This is a genomic window from Serinicoccus hydrothermalis, assembly GCF_001685415.1.
In the GTDB taxonomy this organism is placed as follows: domain Bacteria; phylum Actinomycetota; class Actinomycetes; order Actinomycetales; family Dermatophilaceae; genus Ornithinicoccus; species Ornithinicoccus hydrothermalis.
On sequence record NZ_CP014989.1, the window covers coordinates 3,489,021 to 3,507,492 of the forward strand.

The window sequence follows — 18,472 nt, forward strand, 5'->3', positions numbered from 1 at the left end:
GCACCGTTCAAGCAACGGTGCTGTCGATCTACGCCCTTGGACGACGCCAAGTTCCGCAATCCGGCACGAGCGAGCCGCTCCATGTGCGTGCGTTGGTATGGGAGGCTCTCCGCATGGTGCTGCGGCGCGACTACAGCGAGTACCGCTGGGCGATGACTCGGCTGTTCGCCGACGTCGATCCGCGGGGCTACATCAGCCAGTACGGCACCCCGGACGACGAGTACGAGCGTGACGTCACCGCGCTCTTGAAGTGGCGCACTCCCGTCACCGATGGGGACGTCGTCACGACTCTTGGCGACGTCGAGCCGACGAAGGTGCAACAACTCGTCGAGGGAATCGCGCGGATCCGGCGCGACTTCGGATACGAACCAAAGGAGGACTGACGTTCTGCTCGCTCGTGGTCGTCTGTGCCGGGTGCGCGGCAACAGCGGACATCTTGACGACCTGCCCGAGCGCTCGGTTGAGCCCCGCTTGCCACTGGATATGTTTGCGCGATGTTCCGGGTACAACGCGTGCTGATCTATGGGGTCACGGGGTCGGGCAAGACGACTCTGGCCCGGACCCTGGGGGCGATAACCGGGTTGCCCTGGCACTCCGCGGATGACGAGATCGGGTGGTTGCCCTCGTGGCGTGAGCGCCCGGCCGACGAGCAACGGGCGGTAGCGCAAGCGATCGCGGAGCAGCCCGCGTGGATCCTGGATACGGCCTACGGAAAGTGGAAGGACGTCATCGTCGCGCAGGCGCAGCTGGTCGTGGCTCTCGACTATCCCCGCCATGTGTCGTTGCGGCGGCTCCTCAGGCGGACCCTCGCACGGACTGTGACCCGTGAACGCGTGTGCAACGGCAACGTCGAGTCGATCCGCCAAGTTCTGTCCAGGGACTCCATCATCCTGTGGCACTTCCGCAGCTTCGACCGCAAGAGGAGTCGGATAGTAGAGATGCTTGACGATCCTGAGGGCCCTACGGTGGTCCGCCTGACTTCACCGGAACAGACCCGACAGTGGGTCGCTGACGTCGAACGCCAAGGTCTCCCTCTGGTCCATGAGGCGTAGCAGGACACAGATGAGACTCGAACTCCACGGCGCTCCCCGCGGGCAAGAGCGGATGCCGTGGAGGGCTGTCGGTGCCTATCTGGCGAGACCGAGAAGGGCCATCATGGCTCGTTCGACCTCCAGGAGGTTCCCCGGCGCCAGCCGACCGACGCGGATGCGGAGGTTCTCGCGGCAGACCGTGGTGATCTTGTCGATCATGACCTGGCTCTCATGTTGAAGACCGGTGACGTCGTCGGTGGAGAAAGCCACCCGAAGCAGAGGGGCGTCGATCAAGGTGGTCGTCAGCGGTGCCACAGTCACCGATGCGGTGCTGTCGAACACATCGTCCTGCACGATCAGCGCATCCGCCTCCGATATTCGTTGACTCGATGCTTCACCGTCATGAGTGTCACGTGACATGTCACTAGGCTGACGCCATCAACGCTGCGGTCTCCCGCGCGGCCGTGATGTCGAGCGTCTTCTCCGGGTCATTCGTTGGTCGTGTGCGGAATGAACTCGTGGATGAAGTAGCAGCTCGTCGAGTCAGACTGGGCCGGGTCCCTGCCGATGGACACGTACCGCGGGGTGCCCTCGGCATCGAGGGCGACGCGCCGGGCGACGCCGCCGCGGTTGGCCTCCTCCACGATGTCCTCCAACGTCATCGCCGACTCCACGACCGCCTCACTCATCGTGCTCTCGCCGAACCGGTCCCCGAGCGGCTCGAGGGCGGTGACCTCGCCGCCGGCGACGTCGATCTCGAAGGTGCCCAGGAACGCGCGTTGCCCGCACATGCTCGTGACCTGGAAGGTGTAGGTGTCGGGGGCCGCCCAGTCGATGCGCCCGGCCGGTTCGGGGCTCGGCAGGTGCCACCGGGCGGGCCCGGGGTCGCAGGGGGCGGTTCCAGCGGCCTCGGCGCCGTCCAGGCAGGCAGCATCGACCAAGTCCTTGCCCAGGGCGTCCGGCCCCAGTTGCACCTCGAGAGGGACCGTGTCGTTCCCGAGGCAGTTTGCGGCGCCGGAGCGGGCTTCCACCGGGGTGCTGATGACGACGCTGTTGGGCTCTACATCGATCACAGGGTCGAGGACGGGGCCGGTGACGCCGCCGGCACACCCCAGGCGGGTGACCAGAAGATTGACCACGGCGCCGTCCTGTGTGACTTCGGGTGCGCTCCCGATCTGCCACGTCGCCGTGTCACCCTCACGAGCGGTGCCCTCCGCTGCTCCGGGGGCGGTGGCCGATCCGGTTGCGCATCCCGACAAGCTCAGCGACAGGGCTACGACGATGGCACCCCACAGGTGGCGCCGCGCCCGATCACCCCGTCCAGCAACACCGCCATGGTCCATGGCCACCTCCAGTCGTCAATGCGTTTGAGACTCCCACCTCCCGGACGGGGTTCCCACCCACGAACAAAGGCCTACTACCCGGGAAGATGCCGACCCGGAACGCCACTCGCACCGGCCCCCGATTCACGCGCGCCACCACGGGCAACCAGCGGCATTTCCGGATGCCCTTAGGATGCGTCGCCGAGTTTGCGGATGACGTACTGGTTGAGGCTGAGGTGTTCTTCTGCTGCTTTGGTGGCGAGTTGCCGGTGGAGTCGTTCACCGACGCGGAGATTGAACTTGCCCGAGTAGGTGCGGGAGGCCAGTGGCTCTGGGATCGGTTCCCCGTTGCGATGCATGTCTTCGGTGACACTGTTCACGAGATCGCGAAGGCCGTGCAGGGCCGCGTCCTGGGTGGGTGCGAGCCAGGACAGCGAGGGCAGCTCGAGGCAGGTAGCGACGAACTCCTGGTCCTCGGCAGACCAGCTGACGCGGTAGGTGTAGTGGGTGATGTCGGGAATCGCGGTGCTCACTGGTCTTCCTCCTTCTTGTAGATCGCTGCCAGGACCTGGCGGACCTGGTAGGGCTTGGCCTTGCCGTGGTCGTTCTGGATGTTCACTCGCGGGTCTCCGGGCCAGGGGGTCTTGTACACGGCGTGGGAGCCGCCGCTGGTCCGGGGCGGACCGAAGTGGTGCTCGCACACCTTGGCCAGGTCCTGGTACCGGATGTTGGCAGGGTTGCTTCTCATCTGATCCAGGATCTTCGCCACTGACGGCACACCAGAATGGTACTGCTTGTAGTACCAACTGGCAACGCTGGTCCAGCCCGAGGCCAGGGCCGGCGACGCAAGGACCGGCCGTGGATCAGGTGCCGGAGGCCATGTAGGCGGCGAGGATGTAGTTGGGGTGTCGGTCGAGGTTCTTGCGTGCCCGGTCATAGCGCATGGTCGTGCGTGGGTCGGCGTGGCGGGCTGCGATCTGGACGTCGCGCAGGTCCACGCCGGCGTCGAGCATGGTGGTGACGAAGGTGTGCGGGAGCATGTGCGGATGCATCCGCGGCAGGTCGATGCTGGCGTCGTCAGCCAGGTGGTGCAGACGACGGGTCGCGGCGTGCCGGTCCATCCGACCGCCCTGCCGGTTGCGCAGAATCGGACCATCCTCACGGCGGTCGACGGCGCGTTCGATAGCGCGCTGCACAGCTGGGGGTAGGGGTGTCAGGACGACCTTGCCGCCCTTGCCGCGGACGCTCAGCACTCGGTGACCGTGCTCCTCCCGCAGATCGTGGATGTCGGCGCCGCACGCTTCGAAGATGCGCAGTCCCAGCAGCCCGAGTATGCAGACCAGGGCGAAGTCGTTGATGTTGCTGCTGGCACGCGCCGCCTGAAGCATCGCTTCGAACTGCAGGTGGGACAGACCGAGAGTCGGTGATTCGGGTGGTACGTGTGGGCGTCGGACGTGGTCGGCTGGGGAAGCGGTCAGGACCCCGTCGATGACGGCTGTGCGGTAGAAACCGCTCACCACGGATAACCGCCGCGAGATGGTCGACGGCTTGTAGCGACGAGCCTCCTGCATCCACCGTACGTAGAGCTCGACGTGCACACGATGGGCGGCCAGGGGGTCCAGCTGACGCTCGCCGCACCAGCTCAGGAAGGCGCGCAGGTCCGACTCGGTGTGGGTGCGCGTCTGTCCGGTGTAGCGGGCAAGGTGCGCGGCTATCGCCTGGCGTAGAGCTGCACCGGCCGGGTTTTCAGTCGATACGGGAACGAGGGCAGAGGTGATCTGGAATCTGTTCATGCACCATCGTGACCCGAAGCAAGCGGTTGCCAGCAAAGTCCTTCCTCGGAACCTTCATCCCCGTGCCAAGCCGACCGACGCGCGGCAGTACCGAACGCTGCAAAGATCGCGGTCCGGAGTTCAACTCAACGCCCTGGATGGGGCACACTCTGCTCGTGGGATTCGCGAAGAGAGCCTGGTGCGTGGACATCGACATCACGGATCGAGCTACCGCGGAGCGTGCCTGCACGGCGGTGCTTACCGTCTTGGGTGAGCGCGCAGCGGCCGCGACTATCGACGCGATTACGGACTTTGCGGATGCCATGCCGGACGATGCTCGGGCGGCCAAGGACGAACTCATGAGTCTTGGCCAAGGTGAGGTCGGTGTGGTGCTGGACCTTCAGAACGGCAGACACCGAAAACTCCTCTATGTGTTCGCGCCATGGTCTATTCAGGTCGACGTCTTTGACGAGGAAGCCCTGCTGATCGCCAATTTCCACGACTGTGGCCATGATGTCCTGTTTGTGCCGCACGCCGACGACATTGAGCAGATGCAGACCCTGCTCCCTGACCTGCCGGTAGCCAGGCTGCGGCCTGGCAGGGACTAAACGGAGGCACCTCGGTTCGACCTGCGGCAGGAGCGTGCATCCGCCGTCCCCGCCAGTGGGATCGCTCAGGACGTCCTCGCGACTCGGGCGAAAGCGCTGAGAATGCGGGGCCGGGCGGCGACGTGCGTGTTGAGCCGCTGGGGCTGAGAAACGGGACGCCAGCATGGGCAGGATTGGGCGCTCGGCGGATCCTGTTCCGATGGGATCGCAGGGTTCAGACGAAGGTCGTCACCAGGTCTGGCGCTCGACACGCCGACGGCCGACCCGTGAGCGTCGGCACCAACCGAGATACTCGAGAGGTGGTCAAGCCCGAGAAGAAGAAGAGGAAGAAGAAGGCCAAGACGACGCCAAGGTGGGAGGCCGACCCCGCCGGCGTCTTCTTCAGCGACCGCTTCAACGTCAACCCAGCGGTTCTTGACAAGTACGGCGCGTTCGACATCTCTGTAGTCTCAGACCTCCCGATCTTCGTCGACCCCTTTTTGCTGTTCAACAGCAGCAAGAAAAAGTACGTGGCGCTCCACCACCAGATATTGGACTACCTGCGGTTCCTGCGCGACCAGGCTTCCAACGACCTCGACCCCGGCCTCATCAAGAGCTGGTACACCTTCCGAGAGGTTAGGCAGAACTGGCTCGGTTTCACCGTCGGCGGTAACGACGGGCGCGGTCTCGGTCCCAAGTTCGCCAAGGCTCTGCACGCGGCGCTCGGCGACATTTTCGAGGACTTCGGCGACGAAACCATCACGAGCTCTAGCCACCTGGAGAAGCTCGCACTCATCCAACCCGGTGTCGGCCGGGACAGCATCTCCGACTTCGCGACCAACCTCATCAAGCACTTCCTGCTCGACTACACTGAAAAGTTCGCGAAGAAGCACTTGGCCGAGAGCGACGTCAAGCAGGTGACGGTCCAACGCGCCGCATTTAACTACGGCACCGAGACGTGGATGTCCCGCACCTACACACTCCCGTGGACCGACGGCGACTTCGTCATGCTCACCCCGGCTGACCTGCTTACGAGAGACGACACCTGGATCAACCGCGCCGACATGCTTGGGAACTTCGACCGTCTGCCCGGCGTCGTCGACAATGACCAACTCCGGGCTGACGTCAACCGGTACTTCAAGTCCGCACTCACGAGCAAACCCACCGCACGTGAGCGCGACCGGGCACGCGCCGCGACGATCCTCGCCTTCCCTGAGTTGATCGACTGCTACATCAAGCTGAAGGAGGACACTGGCGACCAGGCCGTCGCCACCAGCAGGGAGAAGGTCGACAGCACCTTGCGCCTGGCGCGGCAGGCGCAAGCTGCAGCACGCGACATCAGCGACAAGACCGACCTGTTCGCGAGGCCGTGGACATCCTTCGACGAGGCCCTGGCGGCTGTTCACATCTTCAAAGATTACGTGGAGAACCAGGACGGGTACCGGATCATCAACCGAGGCGACGGGAAGCCGCTCGCGAGCGAAGCTGAGGTGCAGGCCTTCTTCGGCCTCCTTCTCCAGGCCAGCCGGTTCGACGTCAACCGGGAACCCAACAACGGCCGCGGTCCCGTGGACTTCAAGCTCTCGATGGGCTTGGACAAGAGCCTTATCGAGTTCAAGCTTGCGAAGAGCAGCAGCCTCGAACGGAACCTGCGCAACCAGGTCAATATCTACGAGGCGGCGAACAAGACGAAGAAGTCGGTGTTCGTCGTCATCTGCTACACCGCAGCGGACAAGACTAAAGTCGACCGCGTCATCAAGAAGCTGAGACTCGACCAGCCCGACGCCCGCCCACTGGTGGTCATCGACGCCCGCGCCGACAACAAGCCGTCCGCCTCCAGGGCCTGACTCCGAACCAATTCTGACCGCGAAGTCTTGCCACGTTGCTAGGTAGCCGGGCCATCTGGCGTCGTTCCAACCCACCTGCCTCGAGTCGGGACTGCAGCGCGTCAACTCTGGGCGGTGAGCCGCCCGGGAAAGTGCTGCTGGAGGACCGCCCATCGGCATGAGGGCGATGTCACGAGCAGGAGGGGAGGCCGCTCATTTGCGTTGACGACCCGCTGAGAAGCGACAGTGCGCCCGTCCGCCCACAGAGCTGCTGAAGGTGTGTGCGCAAGCACGTCAGGCCTGGCATCAGGTGTCTGGTTACCCCGGGTGGGTCCGTTGAGCGTGGTGGACGACCGGGACATCTATTGCAAGCGCCGGTAGCAGCCCTCGCTGCCGTGGCCGCAGGTAGAGTCCGCGAGGTGGGCCGACGACTGTGGATCGACGCCTCCGCGGGGGTGGCCGGGGACATGCTGCTCGGCGCACTCCTCGACGCGGGGGCGCGCCTGGGCGCGGTTCAGGAGGCGGTGGCCACGGTCGCTCCGGGGGCCGTCGACCTGGTCCCGGACCGGGTCACCCGGGCCGGGCTCGCCGCGACCCAGCTGCACGTCCGGCCGCGCGCGCGGGCCGAGGAGCACCGCGCGTGGCCGGAGCTCCGCCGGCTGCTGGAGGGCGCTGCGCTCCCCGGACCCGTCCACGACCTGGCTCTCGCCACCTTCGCGAGGCTGGCGGTCGCAGAGTCTCGCGCTCACGGCGTGCCCGAGGAGCAGGTGCACTTCCACGAGGTGGGCGCCTGGGACTCGGTCGCCGACGTCGTCGGCGTCGCCGCGGCGCTGCACGACCTGGCCGTGGACCACGTCAGCTGCACCCGGGTCGGCCTCGGCTCGGGCACCGTCCGGACCGCGCACGGCACGATGCCCGTCCCGGTCCCTGCGGTCGTCGAGCTGCTCGGGGCGAGCAGCGTGGAGGCGGCCGCGGATGCCGATCTCGTGGGGGAGTGCGCCACGCCGACGGGGGTTGCGCTGCTCGCAGAGGTGACCCAGGGCCACGGCCCGGTCAACGCTCCCCCTGGTCGCGTCACCGGCAGCGGGGTCGGTGCCGGCAGCCGCGACACGGCAGGCCGCGCCAACGTCGTGCGGGTCGTGCTGCACGAGCAGACGGACGAGGCCGAGGACACCGACACCGGCGAGGAGGCGCTGGTCGAGCTCGCCGCCACGGTCGACGACCTGGACCCCCGCGCCTGGCCGCCGGTGCTGGAGACGCTGCTGGCGGCCGGCGCCCTCGATGCCTGGCTGGTGCCGGTGCACATGAAGAAGGGCCGCCCCGGCGTCGTGGTCCACGCCCTGGCCCGCCCGGCGGACCGGGCCGCCGTCGCCGAGGTGATGATGCGGCATACCTCGACCCTCGGCGTCCGGTGGCACGAGGTGGGCCGGTTCGTCCTGGACCGGGTATGGCGTGAGGTCCGGCTCGGCGACGACGGCACCACGGTGCGGGTCAAGCTGGGCCTCCGGGACGGCGTCGTGCAGACCGTCACGCCGGAGTTCGAGGACGTGCGGGCGGTCGCCGAGGCCACCGGGCGACCGGTCCGGCACCTGCTGCGGGACGTCGAGGTCGCCGCTCAGCTCGCGGGCTGGGAGCCGGGCGCCGAGATCTGAGCGGCCAGGTGGCCGGCGCCGTAGCCGTTGTCAATGTTGACCACGGCCACCCCCGGCGCGCAGCTGTTGAGCATCGTCAGCAGCGCGGCGACGCCTCCGAACGACGCGCCGTAGCCCACCGACGTCGGCACCGCGACGACCGGCACCCCGACCAGGCCGGCGACGACCGAGGGCAGGGCACCGTCCATCCCCGCCGCGACGACGATCGCCCGCACCGCCGGGTCGCGCAGCTCCTCGAGGCGGTCGAGCAGCCGGTGCAGCCCGGCGACGCCGACGTCGACGACGAGCCGGGTGTCCCTGCCGAGGTGGCGCGCCGTCACCAGGGCCTCCTGGGCGACGGGGAGGTCCGAGGTGCCGGCCGCGAGGACGAGCACCCGCCCGCCCTGCGGGGCCGGCGGCTCGGCGGGCCAGGCCACGACCCGGGCCAGCGGGTCGTGGTGCGCATCCGGCAGCTCGTGCTGGACCAGTGCGGCGACGCCCTCCCCGATGCGGGTGAAGAGGACCGGCCCCGGGTCTCCCGACTCCCGCCACGTGCGCGCGACCCGCGCCACCTGATCCGGGGTCTTCGCGTCGCAGAGCACGGCCTCGGGATAGCCCCGTCGGGTCGAGCGCTGCAGGTCGAGCCGGATGTCCTCCGGCGCGGTGCCGTCGGCGGGGTCGGTGCTCACCCGACCGCGCCCCGCAGACCCATCGCCTCCAGCGTGAAGACGCCGGACTGCAGGCCGGCGAGGTCGATCGTGGTGTGCCGGAAGCCGATCCGCCGGAACTGCGCCACGACCTCCGCGCGCGCCGCGAGGACGGTCGGCAGGTGCTCGACCGGCACCTCGATCCGGGCGAGGTCGCCGTGGTGGCGGACCCGCACGTCCGGCACCCCGAGGGCCAGCACGACGTCCTCGGCACGCTCCACCTGGGCCAGCTTCTCCGGGGTGACCCGCTCGTGGTGGGGTATGCGCGAGGCCAGGCAGGGCGACGCGGGCGCCTGCGCGGTGGGCAGGTCGAGCCAGGTCGCCACCTCCCGCACGACCTCCTTGGTCATGCCCGCGTCGGCGAGCGGGCGCAGCACCCGGTGCTCGTGGGCCGCGCGCGACCCGGGCCGGTCCGGGCGCAGGGCGTCGTCGGCGTTCTCCCCGTAGGCGACCGCGTCCAGCCCGTGCCGCGCGAGCAGCTGGGTGTCGATGACCGCGAAGAGCTCGTCCTTGCAGTGGTAGCACCGGTCGACGTCGTTGCGGCGGTATGCCTCGCGCTCGCCCTCGCGGGTCGTCACCTCCACGAGCGTGGCGCCGAGCCCCTCGGCGACGGCGCGCGCCCGGCGCCGGTCCCGCGCCGCCAGGCTGGGGGAGAGGGCGGTGACCGCCACGACCCGGTCCGGTCCCAGCTCGCGCAGCGCCAGCGCGAGGAGGACGCAGGAGTCCACCCCGCCGGAGTAGGCGACACCCAACCGACCCACGCCCGCCAGGCCCCGGCGGAAGGCGGCGAGGGCGTCGCGCAGGTGCTCCGGCTCAGCGGTCAGCACTGGCCTCGCTCCGGTCCCCGGACCAGTCGGTGTGGAACGCGCCCTCGTCATCGACCCGACGATACGTGTGGGCGCCGAAGTAGTCCCGCTGCCCCTGGACGAGCGCCGCCGGCAGCCGTTCGGCGCGCAGGCTGTCGTAGTAGGCGAGCGCCGCGGAGAACCCCGGGACGGGCACCCCGGCCCGGGCGGCCGTCCCGACCACGGCGCGCCACCCGTCCTGGCTGGCCTCGAGCCCCTCCCGGACGGAGGGGGCCTCGAGCAGCGTGACGAGGTCCTGGTCGGCATACTCGCTGCGGATCCGCTCGAGCAGCCGCGCCCGGATGATGCAGCCGGCGCGCCAGATCCGGGCGACGGTCTCGATGTCGACGTCCCAGTCGTAGGTCTCCGAGGCGACCCGGATGAGGTGCAGCCCCTGCGCGTAGGCCACGACCTTCGCCGACCACAGGGCGTCCCGGACCTGCGCGACGAGGGTCTCCCGCTCGGGCAGGTCGGTCCCCTCGGCCGGGCCGGACAGGGCCTGCGCGGCGGCCGCCCGGAGCTCGGGGTGGCTGGAGACCGAGCGGGCGAAGACCGCCTCGGCGATCGCGTTGACCGGCACGCCGAGCTCCAGGGCGGCCTGGACGGTCCAGCTGCCCGTGCCCTTCTGCCCGGCGGCGTCGAGGATGACGTCGACCAGCGGCTCGCCGGTCCGGTCGTCGACCTGGTCCAGCACCTCGGCGGTCACCTCGATGAGGTAGGAGTCGAGGTCGCCCTCGTTCCAGCCCCGGAAGACCTCGGCCATCTCGGTCGGCTCGAGGCCGCCCGCGCGGAGCAGGTGGTATGCCTCGCCGATGAACTGCATGTCGGCGTACTCGATCCCGTTGTGAACCATCTTGACGAAGTGGCCGGCACCGTCCGGCCCGAGGTAGGCGCAGCAGGGCTCGCCGTCGGCGACCGCGGCGATGCTCTCCAGGATCGGCCCGAGCGCGTCATAGGCCTCGGGCGAGCCGCCGGGCATGATCGCGGGACCCTCGAGCGCCCCCACCTCGCCCCCGGAGATGCCGGCGCCGACGAAGTGCAGCCCGGCCTCGCGCAGCGACTCCTCCCGCCGCCGGGTGTCCTGGTAGCGCGCGTTGCCGCCGTCGACGACGATGTCGCCCTCGTCGAGCAGCGGCACCAGCTCGTCGATCACCGCGTCGGTGCCCGGCCCGGCCTGGACCATGACGACCACCCGCCGCGGGCGGGCCAGCGAGGCGACGAAGTCCTCGAGCTCGTGGGAGGGGAGGAAGGTCCCCTCGTCGCCGTACTCGGCGACCACCTCGTCGGTGCGCTCGTCGGTCCGGTTGTAGAGCGCCACCACGTGGCCGCGCCGGGCGAGGTTGCGCGCCAGGTTGCGGCCCATGACGGCCATCCCGACGACGCCGATGACGGCGTTGCCGGCGTCGAGGTCCTGGTCCTCGGCGGGCGGTGTCGACTGGCTCTGGTCGGTCATGGTGCCTCCTGCGGTCTCGGGTCAGGTCCAGTGTCCGTCAGAGCGGCCGATCGGGCATCCGGTTGCCACCGGTTGCCTCGCGCGAGCACTAGGGTTGACCCCTCATGGACGCCAACGGTGCCGACCCGGCCGCGCGGGTGACCATCTACGACGTCGCCGCCGAGGTCGGGGTGAGCCCGTCGACCGTCTCACGCGCGTTCGCCCGCCCGGGGCGGGTCAGCAGCGCGACGGCGCGCAAGGTGCACGAGGCGGCGGAGCGGCTGGGCTACCGGAGCGAGCAGCCGCACCGGATGAGCGCTGACCCACGGACCCGCGTGATCGCGCTCGCGGTCAGCGACATCACCAACCCCTTCTACTTCGGCATCATCCGGGGCGCAGAGAGGGCTGCCGCGGACCACGACTTCTCCCTCATGGTGGCCGACGCCCGCGAGTCGGCGCAGGAGGAGCGACGCATGCTCGCGCGGCACCTGCCGCAGGTGGACGGTCTGCTCGTCACCTCCTCGCGCCTGTCGGACACCGAGCTGCGCGGTATGGCGCGCACGGTCCCCGTGGTCGTGCTCAACCGACAGGTCGCGGGCCTGCCCAGCGTCTTCCCGGACAACGCCCGTGGCATCCGACGAAGCGTCGAGCACCTGGCCGAGCTCGGCCACCGCCGGGTGGGCTACCTCGCCGGGCCGGAGGCGTCCTGGGCGGACGGCGCCCGGTGGCGCGCGGTGCGCGAGGCCTGTCACGAGCTCTCGCTGACCGACGTCCGGGTCGGCCCGGTCCGCCCCACGCTGGCGGGCGGACGCTCCGCGGCGGCCGACGTCCTGGACCGGCGGCTCACCGCGGTCATCGGCTACAACGACCTGGTTGCCGTGGGGCTCATGCGTGAGCTGGCGGAGCGCGGGGTGGACGTCCCGGGGGAGGTCTCGTTGGTGGGCTTCGACAACACCCTCGCCGCCGAGCTCGTCAGCCCCGGGCTCACCACCGTGGGCCAGCCCGTGACCGCGCTGGGCGAGACGGCGGCACGCCAGGTCATCGCCCTCGTCGGTGGGGCGCCGGCCCGTCAGCTCACGTCGGTGCTGCCGGTCGAGCTCGTGGTCCGCGCGTCGACCGGACCGTCCCCCTCGGGACGGACGCGGTAGAGCACCTCGCCGGCGTTGGGGATGACCGTGGTGCCGGGCTCGTCCGCGAGGGCCTCCAGGTCCACCGTGTCGGGGTCGAGGTAGCCCAGGTTGATCCGCGCGCAGACGTCCTCGGGGATCCGGGTGGCGAGCGTGACCCGGATCCGCAGCTCCTCCTGCCCGGTGTCGGCGTCGTAGGTGCCCTGGCCGCGCAGGTGGGTGGAGTGGGCGAGCACACCCCAGTGGATGTGCTCGAAGCGCGACCACTGCTTCACGAAGTAGTCGCGGCAGTGGTAGCCGATGTCGTAGATCTCGTGGTGCACCTCCGAGACCTCGGTGACGTGCGGCGCGTAGATGACCACCTCACCGCCGTCGGCGATGGCCGGCTCGGTCTTGTAGCCGCCCTTCGCCGCGGTCCAGATGTCCTCGTAGCGCGTCGGCATCACGGCGATGACGCGCTGCATCGGCTCGTCGAGCCACTCGACGTGGGTCTGCGCGGCGATCTGCGCGGTCTGGGCCCAGGCGTCCTCCGGGGTGCCGAAGGCCGCGGCCTCCAGGTCGCCGGTGCCCGAGCGCACCACGCAGCACAGGGCGAGCCGCCGCGTCGGGATCATGGCCGCACCCTCGTTGATCATGGCGCGGACCGGGGTGATGCCGGTCGTGCCGATGATCTCGGTCGAGGTGATGAGCGCCCCGACCCAGTGGGTCATGTCGATGAACTCCTGGCTCGCGATGCCCGGGATGAAGTACTTGTTGCCACCGGAGATCCCGACGACCTCGTGCGGGAAGACCGGCCCCACGACGATCGCGGTGTCGGCCTCCACCACCCGGCGGTTGATGACGATCGGCGCCTCCCGGTCCAGCCGCCCCTCCGACAGCTCGCGGATGCGCGCCGCCGGGATGGTGCCGACCTCGACGAGCATGTCCGGGTCCGCCCACTCGTGGTTGACCACGACCAGGCCCGGGTATGCCTCCTCCATGCTCCCCGGCTGCCCCGCACCGCCGACCCCGAGCAGCCGGTCGATCTCGTCGGGCTCCATGTAGGAGTGGGTGCCGAGCGCGATGACGGCGGTGAGGGAGCGGACGACGGGGGAGAGGTGACGGTGCAGGGTGCCCACGAGCGCGGGCAGCGGGCAGGACCGCGTGCCGTCGGGGATGACGAGGACGACGTCCTGGCCGTCCAGGCCCGCCTCGCCCACGGACGTGCGGACCAGGTCGTCGAGCGCGTCGGCGGAGACCTGGTCGTGGGGGCCGCCCACGAGGCGGCACGGGAGAGCGGTCTGGCCGGGTGTCGCGGACATGCTCTGCAGCGTACGGCTCCCGGGCCGGACCCGGGGGTGCGACGGCATACTCGGGGCAAGTGACGGCAACCCCGCCCCTGGCGGCGCCAGTCGAGGTTGGATGGGGACCTGCCCGACGAGAGGAGAGGACCGATCCGATGAGCCAGACGCTGCAGCTGCATCCCGACCGGCTGCTGCCCACCGATCCCGGGACGCGCGAGGTCGCCCGGCGGCTCTACGCCGAGGTCGCGGACCTGCCGATCGTCAGCCCGCACGGCCACGTGCCCCCGGCCTGGATCGCGCAGGACACCCCCTTCCGCGACCCGACCTCGCTGCTCATCACCCCGGACCACTACGTGACCCGCCTGATGCACGCGAGCGGCGTCGACCTCGCCGACCTCGGGGTCGGCCGGGGCGAGCTGGACGAGGCGTCCTCGCGGGCGGCGTTCCGGCTGCTGTGCGAGCACTGGCCGGTCTACCGCGGCACCCCCATGCGCCTGTGGCTCGAGCAGCAGCTGGTCGAGGTCTTCGGGGTCGAGGAGGTGCCGTCGGCGGACTCGGCCGATCGGATCTACGACGCCGTGGCGGCCTGGATCGCCCGGCCCGACGCGCGGCCCCGCACCCTCATGGACCGCTTCGACATCGAGGTGCTGGCGACGACCGACGACCCGTGCGACGATCTCGAGCACCACCGGACGCTGGCGGAGGACGCCACCTTCACGAGGTCGGTGGTCCCGACGTTCCGCCCGGACCGCTACCTCGAGCCGGCCGCCGAGGGCTGGGTGGGCGACGTCGACCGGCTCGCGGAGGTCAGCGGGCAGGACACGCAGACCTATGCCGGGTGGGTCGCGGCGATGGAGGACCGGCGCGACTTCTTCCGCGCCCGCGGGGCCGTCTCCACCGACCACAGCCACCGCGACCTGGGCACCGAGCGGGTCTCCGATTCCGAGGCCGAGCAGCTGTATGCCGCCGCGCGCGCCGGGCGGATCGCCGCCGACGACGGCGACCGGCTGCGCCGGCACATGGTCGGCGAGATGGTGCGGATGGCGGCGGAGGACGGGCTGACGATGACGCTGCACCCGGGCGTGCACCGCAACCACCACGCCCCGACGCAGGCGACGTTCGGCGCGGACGTGGGTGCCGACATACCTCTCGCGGTGGAGGTGACCCGGGCCCTGCAGCCGGCGCTGTCCGCGCACGGGACCGACCCCGACCTCACCCTGGTGGTCTTCACCATGGACGAGACGACCTACAGCCGCGAGCTCGCCCCGCTCGCCGGCTTCTACCCCAGCATGCGGGTCGGCGTGCCCTGGTGGTTCATCGACGCGCCGGGGTCGATCCGGCGGTTCCGCTCCGCGGTGACGGAGATCGCCGGGTTCACCCGCACGTCCGGCTTCATCGACGACACCCGCGCGTTCCTCTCGATCCCGGCCCGGCACGACATGGCGCGCCGGCTCGACTGCGGCTTCCTCGCCGGGCTCGTCGCCGAGCACCGGCTCACCGAGGAGGAGGCCGCCGAGACTGCGCGATATCTCGTGGCCACCCAGCCCAAGGAGGTGTTCGGCCTGTGAGCGACCTCAGGCGGCTGCGCCGCACCGACCCCTCGCCCCCGGTCCGCATGGTCCACCTGGGCCTCGGCAACTTCTTCCGGGCCCACCAGGCGTGGTACACCCACCGCGCCAACCGCGGACTCCCGCCCGAGGAGCAGTGGGGGATCGCCGCCTTCTCCGGCCGGTCGACCGCTGTCGCCGAGCAGCTGAAGGAGCAGGACGGGCTCTACACGCTCCTCGTCGACGGGCCCCAGGGCCCGGAGGCGGAGGTCGTCGAGAGCCTGGTCGCGGCATACCCGGGCACCGACCTGGCCTCGTGGCACCGTCACCTCGCCGACCCGGCCGTCGCGGTGCTCACCCTCACCGTGACCGAGGCCGGATACCGCGTCGGCGCCGACGGCGAGCTCGACCTCGAGGACGACCAGGTGGCCGAGGACCTCGAGGCGTGGCGGGAGGGCAGGACCGACGCCCTCGCGACGGCGCCCGTGCGCATCGCGAGCGGGATGGCCGCTCGTCGCGGCGCCGGGGCGGGCGGCCTCAGCGTGGTGCCGTGCGACAACCTGCCGGGCAACGGCGCCACCGCGCGGCGGGCGGTGCTCGGTGCCGCCCGCGTGGTGGACCCCGACCTGGCGAACTGGGTCGAGGCGCAGGTGAGCTTCGTCAGCACCGCGGTGGACCGCATCACCCCGCGCACGGGGGAGGGCGACGCGGAGCGGGCCGCCGAGCTCACCGGTGCCGAGGACCCCGCGGTCGTGGTGACCGAGCCCTTCGCCGAGTGGGACCTCGCCGGGGACTTCGTCGCCGGCCGTCCGGCGTGGGACGAGGTCGGCGCCGAGGTCGTCGAGGACGTCGTGCCCTACGAGCGCCGCAAGCTGCGGCTGCTCAACGGCGCGCACAGCATCCTGGCGTATGCCGGGGGTATCCGGGGCCACGAGACCGTCGCCGAGGCGATCGCCGACCCGGAGGTCGCGGCGTGGGTGGAGCAGTGGTGGGAGCTGGCCATCCCCACGCTCACGCTGCCCCGCGAGACCCTGGACGACTACGTCGGGGCGCTGCGGGAGCGCTTCGCCAACCCGGCCATCCGGCACCGGCTCGAGCAGGTCGCCGCCGACGGGATGCAGAAGATCCCCGTCCGCTTCGTCCCGGTGCTGCAGGAGGTGGCCTCGTCGGGGACGGACGTCGACGGCGCGCTGCGCCCGGTCGCGGCGTGGGTGCTCCACGCGCGCGGGCAGGGCGTGCCGCTCACCGATGCCGCCGCCGGGCGGGTGCGCGAGCTGGTCTCGGGCGACCTGCCGGAGGCGATGGAGCGGGTGCTGCGCCACTGGGACCTCGATCCCGGGCTGACCACGCGCGCCCTGGCGCTTGCCGACGAGGTCGCGGTAGCCTCGCCGCAGGAGGGGTGATCATGGGCCGGGTCGTGGTGGTGAACTTCGTCAGCATCGACGGGGTGGTGCAGTCCCCGCTGTCGGCGGACGAGGACCGGGACGGCGGCTTCGAGCACGGCGGCTGGGTGCCGCCCCTACAGCGACGACACGGTCGACGGCGTCATGCAGGCCGCCACGGTCGGCGCGGCGGGGATGCTGCTCGGGCGACGGTCCTACGACATCCTGACGCGGGCGTGGTCGTCGGCGGACGACTCCGACCCGGCCGTGGCGGCGATGAACGAGATGCCGAAGTATGTCGTCTCCTCCTCGTCGGACGGCCTCACCTGGTCGAACTCGCAGGTGCTCGGCGGCGAGCTGTCGCCCGCCGTGACCGGGCTGAAGGAGCGCACCGAGGGTGACCTCGTCGTCTTCGGCTCGGGAACCCTGGTGAAGGGACTGGCGGCGCACGACCTGGTCGACGAGTACCGCCTGCTCCTCTTCCCCGTCGTCCTCGGCGACGGGAAGCGCATGTTCGACGAGCACGCCCACCTGGCCCGGTTCACGCTCACCGACAGCGTCGTCGCCGCCACCGGGGTGGCTGTCCTGACGTATACCCGCGAGACCCGGGCCTGACCCGTCACCATGACGTGGGGGCCAGGAGTCAGGAGGGTTGGCTCCGTCGCGTTCGGCGCCGGGACCCCGGGCATACCCGGATCTGTGCACGCCACACGCGTCCCAGGCATACCTGGGCACGCTTCCTGGAGCGGAGCGGCAGAAATATCCTCAGCTCTGACCCAGCAACCGTGTCCAGACTCTCGCCGAGCGACTGGGTGTATGCACCCGGCGACGGCAGGCTCATGTGCGGTGCCGGGACCCGGGCATACCCGGACCTGTGCACGCCACACGCGTCCCAGGCGTACCTGTGCACGCCACACGCGCCCCAGGCATACCTGGGCACGCTTCCTGGAGCAGGGCGGCAGAAATATCCTCAGCTCCGGCCCAGCAACCGTGCCCAGCCTCTCGCCGGACGACTCGGTGGCGGCGCTGGTCGAGAGGTGTCAGCTGAGCCCGGAGTACCTCAGGCTCAGGACGCCGTGCTGGACCTCCTCGGCCTCGCCCCGCAGGCCGGTCAGGTCGCCGGTGCCGGAGCCGGGGACGACCGACCCCCAGGTCGACTGGTCAGCGGTGCCGGCCTCGAGGTCGCCGTCGGCGAGCCCCCCGTGCTGGATGACGAAGGACCCCTGACGTCCGGCGAGGGTCCCGACGATCCGCTCCGAGGCGACGTAGCCAGCGCCTGCTTCCCCCTGGGTCGTCAGCAGGTGCGCGACCCCGTCGCCCTCGATCTCGCCGGAGTAGCGCTTGGTGAGGGTGACCCGCGTCAGCTTCGGTCCCTCACCCGGCTCGTCGTAGGTCTCCTCCTGCCAGTCGAGGATCTCGAAGGCGGCTTCGACGGCGTTCTCGGGCCCTGGGGTCATCTCCTTGACCCTCGTAGGACGGTGGGCCTCCGGCACGGTGAGTGCCAGGTGCCGGCGGCGCCGACACGGGTCGGCCCCGGCGTCCACGTGGACGCCGGGGCCGGTCGCCGTCGGGCGGGGCGGGCTCAGGACTGGGAGGTGGCCTGCTCCTGCTCGGCCTCGGCGAGCTTGGCGCGGACGTCGTCCATGTCCAGGGCGCGCACCTGGTCCACGACGGACTCCAGGTCGCGCGCGGGCAGGGCACCGGACTGACGGAAGACGAGGACGCCCTCCTTGAAGGCCATGATCGTGGGGATCGAGCTGATCCCGGCACCCTGGGCCAGCGCCTGCTGGTCCTCGGTGTCGACCTTGCCGAAGACGACGTCGTCGTACTTCTCCGAGGCCTTCTCGTAGTTCGGTGCGAACATCTTGCAGGGACCGCACCACTCGGCCCACCAGTCGACCAGCACGATGTCGTTGCTGGTGACGGTCTGCTCGAAGGTGTCGGTGGTCAGGTCTACGGTGCTCATGTCCGGTGCAACAA

Annotated in this window: 20 protein-coding genes; 9 read left to right on the top strand and 11 right to left on the bottom strand. The window is 70.3% G+C overall.

The annotated features are described in order from the left end of the window. Positions 1–17 precede the first annotated feature (17 nt). Together SGUI_RS16330 and SGUI_RS16335 are read left to right on the top strand one after the other, a co-directional pair. The gene (locus tag SGUI_RS16330) at positions 18–383 is read left to right on the top strand and encodes a hypothetical protein (RefSeq protein ID WP_157621889.1); all 366 of its coding nucleotides are present in this window, start codon (positions 18–20) and stop codon (positions 381–383) included. A gap of 111 nt (positions 384–494) precedes the next feature. Next, entirely contained in the window at positions 495–1,052 is a 558-nt protein-coding gene (locus SGUI_RS16335; RefSeq protein WP_066642072.1) for a P-loop NTPase family protein, read from the top strand. A 75-nt stretch (positions 1,053–1,127) separates the two neighbouring features. Here the strand turns inward: SGUI_RS16335 and SGUI_RS16340 are convergent, their stop codons facing one another. From SGUI_RS16340 to SGUI_RS16360, 5 genes are all read right to left on the bottom strand, one after another. Then, positions 1,128–1,451, bottom strand: coding sequence for a type II toxin-antitoxin system PemK/MazF family toxin (locus SGUI_RS16340; RefSeq protein ID WP_066642074.1), 324 nt, complete (start codon positions 1,449–1,451; stop codon positions 1,128–1,130). A gap of 68 nt (positions 1,452–1,519) precedes the next feature. Then, the gene (locus tag SGUI_RS16345; RefSeq protein ID WP_335675536.1) at positions 1,520–2,374 is read right to left on the bottom strand and encodes a DUF6174 domain-containing protein; all 855 of its coding nucleotides are present in this window, start codon (positions 2,372–2,374) and stop codon (positions 1,520–1,522) included. 167 nt (positions 2,375–2,541) lie between these two features. Next, entirely contained in the window at positions 2,542–2,886 is a 345-nt protein-coding gene (locus tag SGUI_RS16350) for a type II toxin-antitoxin system HicB family antitoxin (RefSeq protein WP_066642078.1), read from the bottom strand. Then, positions 2,883–3,101 carry a toxin HicA gene (locus SGUI_RS16355; RefSeq protein ID WP_202816591.1) on the bottom strand — a complete coding sequence of 73 codons (219 nt, stop codon included), beginning with the start codon at positions 3,099–3,101 and terminating at the stop codon, positions 2,883–2,885. Before SGUI_RS16355 ends, SGUI_RS16350 begins: the two co-directional genes overlap by 4 nt. A gap of 115 nt (positions 3,102–3,216) precedes the next feature. Next, positions 3,217–4,146, bottom strand: a complete 930-nt coding sequence (locus SGUI_RS16360; protein ID WP_066642083.1) for a tyrosine-type recombinase/integrase — start codon at positions 4,144–4,146, stop codon at positions 3,217–3,219. Between the two features lie 182 nt (positions 4,147–4,328). Between SGUI_RS16360 and SGUI_RS16365 the strand changes: the two genes are divergently transcribed. The 3 genes from SGUI_RS16365 (at position 4,329) to larC (ending at position 8,190) form a co-directional block, all read left to right on the top strand. Continuing rightward, positions 4,329–4,733, top strand: a complete 405-nt coding sequence (locus SGUI_RS16365; protein WP_157621891.1) for a hypothetical protein — start codon at positions 4,329–4,331, stop codon at positions 4,731–4,733. A gap of 299 nt (positions 4,734–5,032) precedes the next feature. Further along, positions 5,033–6,559, top strand: coding sequence for a hypothetical protein (locus tag SGUI_RS16370; RefSeq protein ID WP_237141392.1), 1,527 nt, complete (start codon positions 5,033–5,035; stop codon positions 6,557–6,559). Between the two features lie 398 nt (positions 6,560–6,957). After that, positions 6,958–8,190 (top strand): nickel pincer cofactor biosynthesis protein LarC, encoded by a 1,233-nt coding sequence (gene larC, locus SGUI_RS16375; RefSeq protein ID WP_237141393.1) that lies wholly within the window; start codon positions 6,958–6,960, stop codon positions 8,188–8,190. Here larC and larB read toward each other — a convergent pair. From larB to gndA, 3 genes are read right to left on the bottom strand one after another with little or no spacing between them, the layout of a single operon-like run. Further along, positions 8,154–8,858 carry a nickel pincer cofactor biosynthesis protein LarB gene (larB, locus tag SGUI_RS16380; protein ID WP_066642093.1) on the bottom strand — a complete coding sequence of 235 codons (705 nt, stop codon included), beginning with the start codon at positions 8,856–8,858 and terminating at the stop codon, positions 8,154–8,156. The two genes, larC and larB, sit on opposite strands and share 37 nt — an antisense overlap. Further along, complete coding sequence (larE, locus tag SGUI_RS16385; RefSeq protein WP_237141394.1) at positions 8,855–9,703, bottom strand: ATP-dependent sacrificial sulfur transferase LarE; 849 nt, start codon at positions 9,701–9,703, stop codon at positions 8,855–8,857. The genes larB and larE overlap by 4 nt, the downstream gene beginning before the upstream one ends. Beyond that, positions 9,690–11,174: an NADP-dependent phosphogluconate dehydrogenase gene (gndA, locus tag SGUI_RS16390; RefSeq protein WP_066642096.1), complete on the bottom strand. Its 1,485-nt coding sequence runs from the start codon at positions 11,172–11,174 to the stop codon at positions 9,690–9,692. Before gndA ends, larE begins: the two co-directional genes overlap by 14 nt. A 104-nt stretch (positions 11,175–11,278) precedes the next feature. Between gndA and SGUI_RS16395 the strand changes: the two genes are divergently transcribed. Further along, a complete protein-coding gene (locus SGUI_RS16395) occupies positions 11,279–12,301 on the top strand; it encodes a LacI family DNA-binding transcriptional regulator (protein ID WP_066642099.1) in 1,023 nt (340 codons plus the stop codon). On the opposite strand, the gene SGUI_RS16400 is transcribed toward SGUI_RS16395, so the two are convergent. Then, positions 12,223–13,581: a lactate racemase domain-containing protein gene (locus SGUI_RS16400; protein ID WP_083190769.1), complete on the bottom strand. Its 1,359-nt coding sequence runs from the start codon at positions 13,579–13,581 to the stop codon at positions 12,223–12,225. The two genes, SGUI_RS16395 and SGUI_RS16400, sit on opposite strands and share 79 nt — an antisense overlap. Positions 13,582–13,718: 137 nt before the next feature. On the opposite strand from SGUI_RS16400, the gene uxaC reads away from it, so the two are divergent. The 3 genes from uxaC to SGUI_RS16415 all read left to right on the top strand — a co-directional run bounded on the left by uxaC (position 13,719) and on the right by SGUI_RS16415 (position 17,107). Continuing rightward, positions 13,719–15,131: a glucuronate isomerase gene (gene uxaC / locus SGUI_RS16405; RefSeq protein WP_066642101.1), complete on the top strand. Its 1,413-nt coding sequence runs from the start codon at positions 13,719–13,721 to the stop codon at positions 15,129–15,131. Next, a complete protein-coding gene (locus SGUI_RS16410) occupies positions 15,128–16,513 on the top strand; it encodes a mannitol dehydrogenase family protein (protein WP_066642103.1) in 1,386 nt (461 codons plus the stop codon). Before uxaC ends, SGUI_RS16410 begins: the two co-directional genes overlap by 4 nt. A 144-nt stretch (positions 16,514–16,657) precedes the next feature. Further along, positions 16,658–17,107, top strand: coding sequence for a dihydrofolate reductase family protein (locus SGUI_RS16415; RefSeq protein ID WP_202816593.1), 450 nt, complete (start codon positions 16,658–16,660; stop codon positions 17,105–17,107). A 425-nt stretch (positions 17,108–17,532) separates the two neighbouring features. Here the strand turns inward: SGUI_RS16415 and SGUI_RS16420 are convergent, their stop codons facing one another. Then, positions 17,533–17,949 carry a DUF3224 domain-containing protein gene (locus SGUI_RS16420; protein ID WP_066642105.1) on the bottom strand — a complete coding sequence of 139 codons (417 nt, stop codon included), beginning with the start codon at positions 17,947–17,949 and terminating at the stop codon, positions 17,533–17,535. A gap of 125 nt (positions 17,950–18,074) precedes the next feature. After that, complete coding sequence (trxA, locus tag SGUI_RS16425; RefSeq protein WP_066642108.1) at positions 18,075–18,458, bottom strand: thioredoxin; 384 nt, start codon at positions 18,456–18,458, stop codon at positions 18,075–18,077. Between the last annotated feature and the right edge of the window lie 14 nt (positions 18,459–18,472).

Coding starts and splice junctions, on each gene's coding strand:
- SGUI_RS16335 (WP_066642072.1), top strand. CDS start 495: ATGTTCCGGGTACAACGCGTGCTGATCTATGGGGTCACGGGGTCGGGC.
- SGUI_RS16340 (WP_066642074.1), bottom strand. CDS start 1,451: ATGTCACGTGACACTCATGACGGTGAAGCATCGAGTCAACGAATATCG.
- gndA (WP_066642096.1), bottom strand. CDS start 11,174: ATGACCGACCAGAGCCAGTCGACACCGCCCGCCGAGGACCAGGACCTC.
- SGUI_RS16360 (WP_066642083.1), bottom strand. CDS start 4,146: ATGAACAGATTCCAGATCACCTCTGCCCTCGTTCCCGTATCGACTGAA.
- uxaC (WP_066642101.1), top strand. CDS start 13,719: ATGAGCCAGACGCTGCAGCTGCATCCCGACCGGCTGCTGCCCACCGAT.
- SGUI_RS16400 (WP_083190769.1), bottom strand. CDS start 13,581: ATGTCCGCGACACCCGGCCAGACCGCTCTCCCGTGCCGCCTCGTGGGC.
- SGUI_RS16355 (WP_202816591.1), bottom strand. CDS start 3,101: ATGAGAAGCAACCCTGCCAACATCCGGTACCAGGACCTGGCCAAGGTG.
- SGUI_RS16420 (WP_066642105.1), bottom strand. CDS start 17,949: ATGACCCCAGGGCCCGAGAACGCCGTCGAAGCCGCCTTCGAGATCCTC.
- SGUI_RS16345 (WP_335675536.1), bottom strand. CDS start 2,374: ATGGACCATGGCGGTGTTGCTGGACGGGGTGATCGGGCGCGGCGCCAC.
- trxA (WP_066642108.1), bottom strand. CDS start 18,458: ATGAGCACCGTAGACCTGACCACCGACACCTTCGAGCAGACCGTCACC.
- SGUI_RS16415 (WP_202816593.1), top strand. CDS start 16,658: ATGCAGGCCGCCACGGTCGGCGCGGCGGGGATGCTGCTCGGGCGACGG.
- SGUI_RS16395 (WP_066642099.1), top strand. CDS start 11,279: ATGGACGCCAACGGTGCCGACCCGGCCGCGCGGGTGACCATCTACGAC.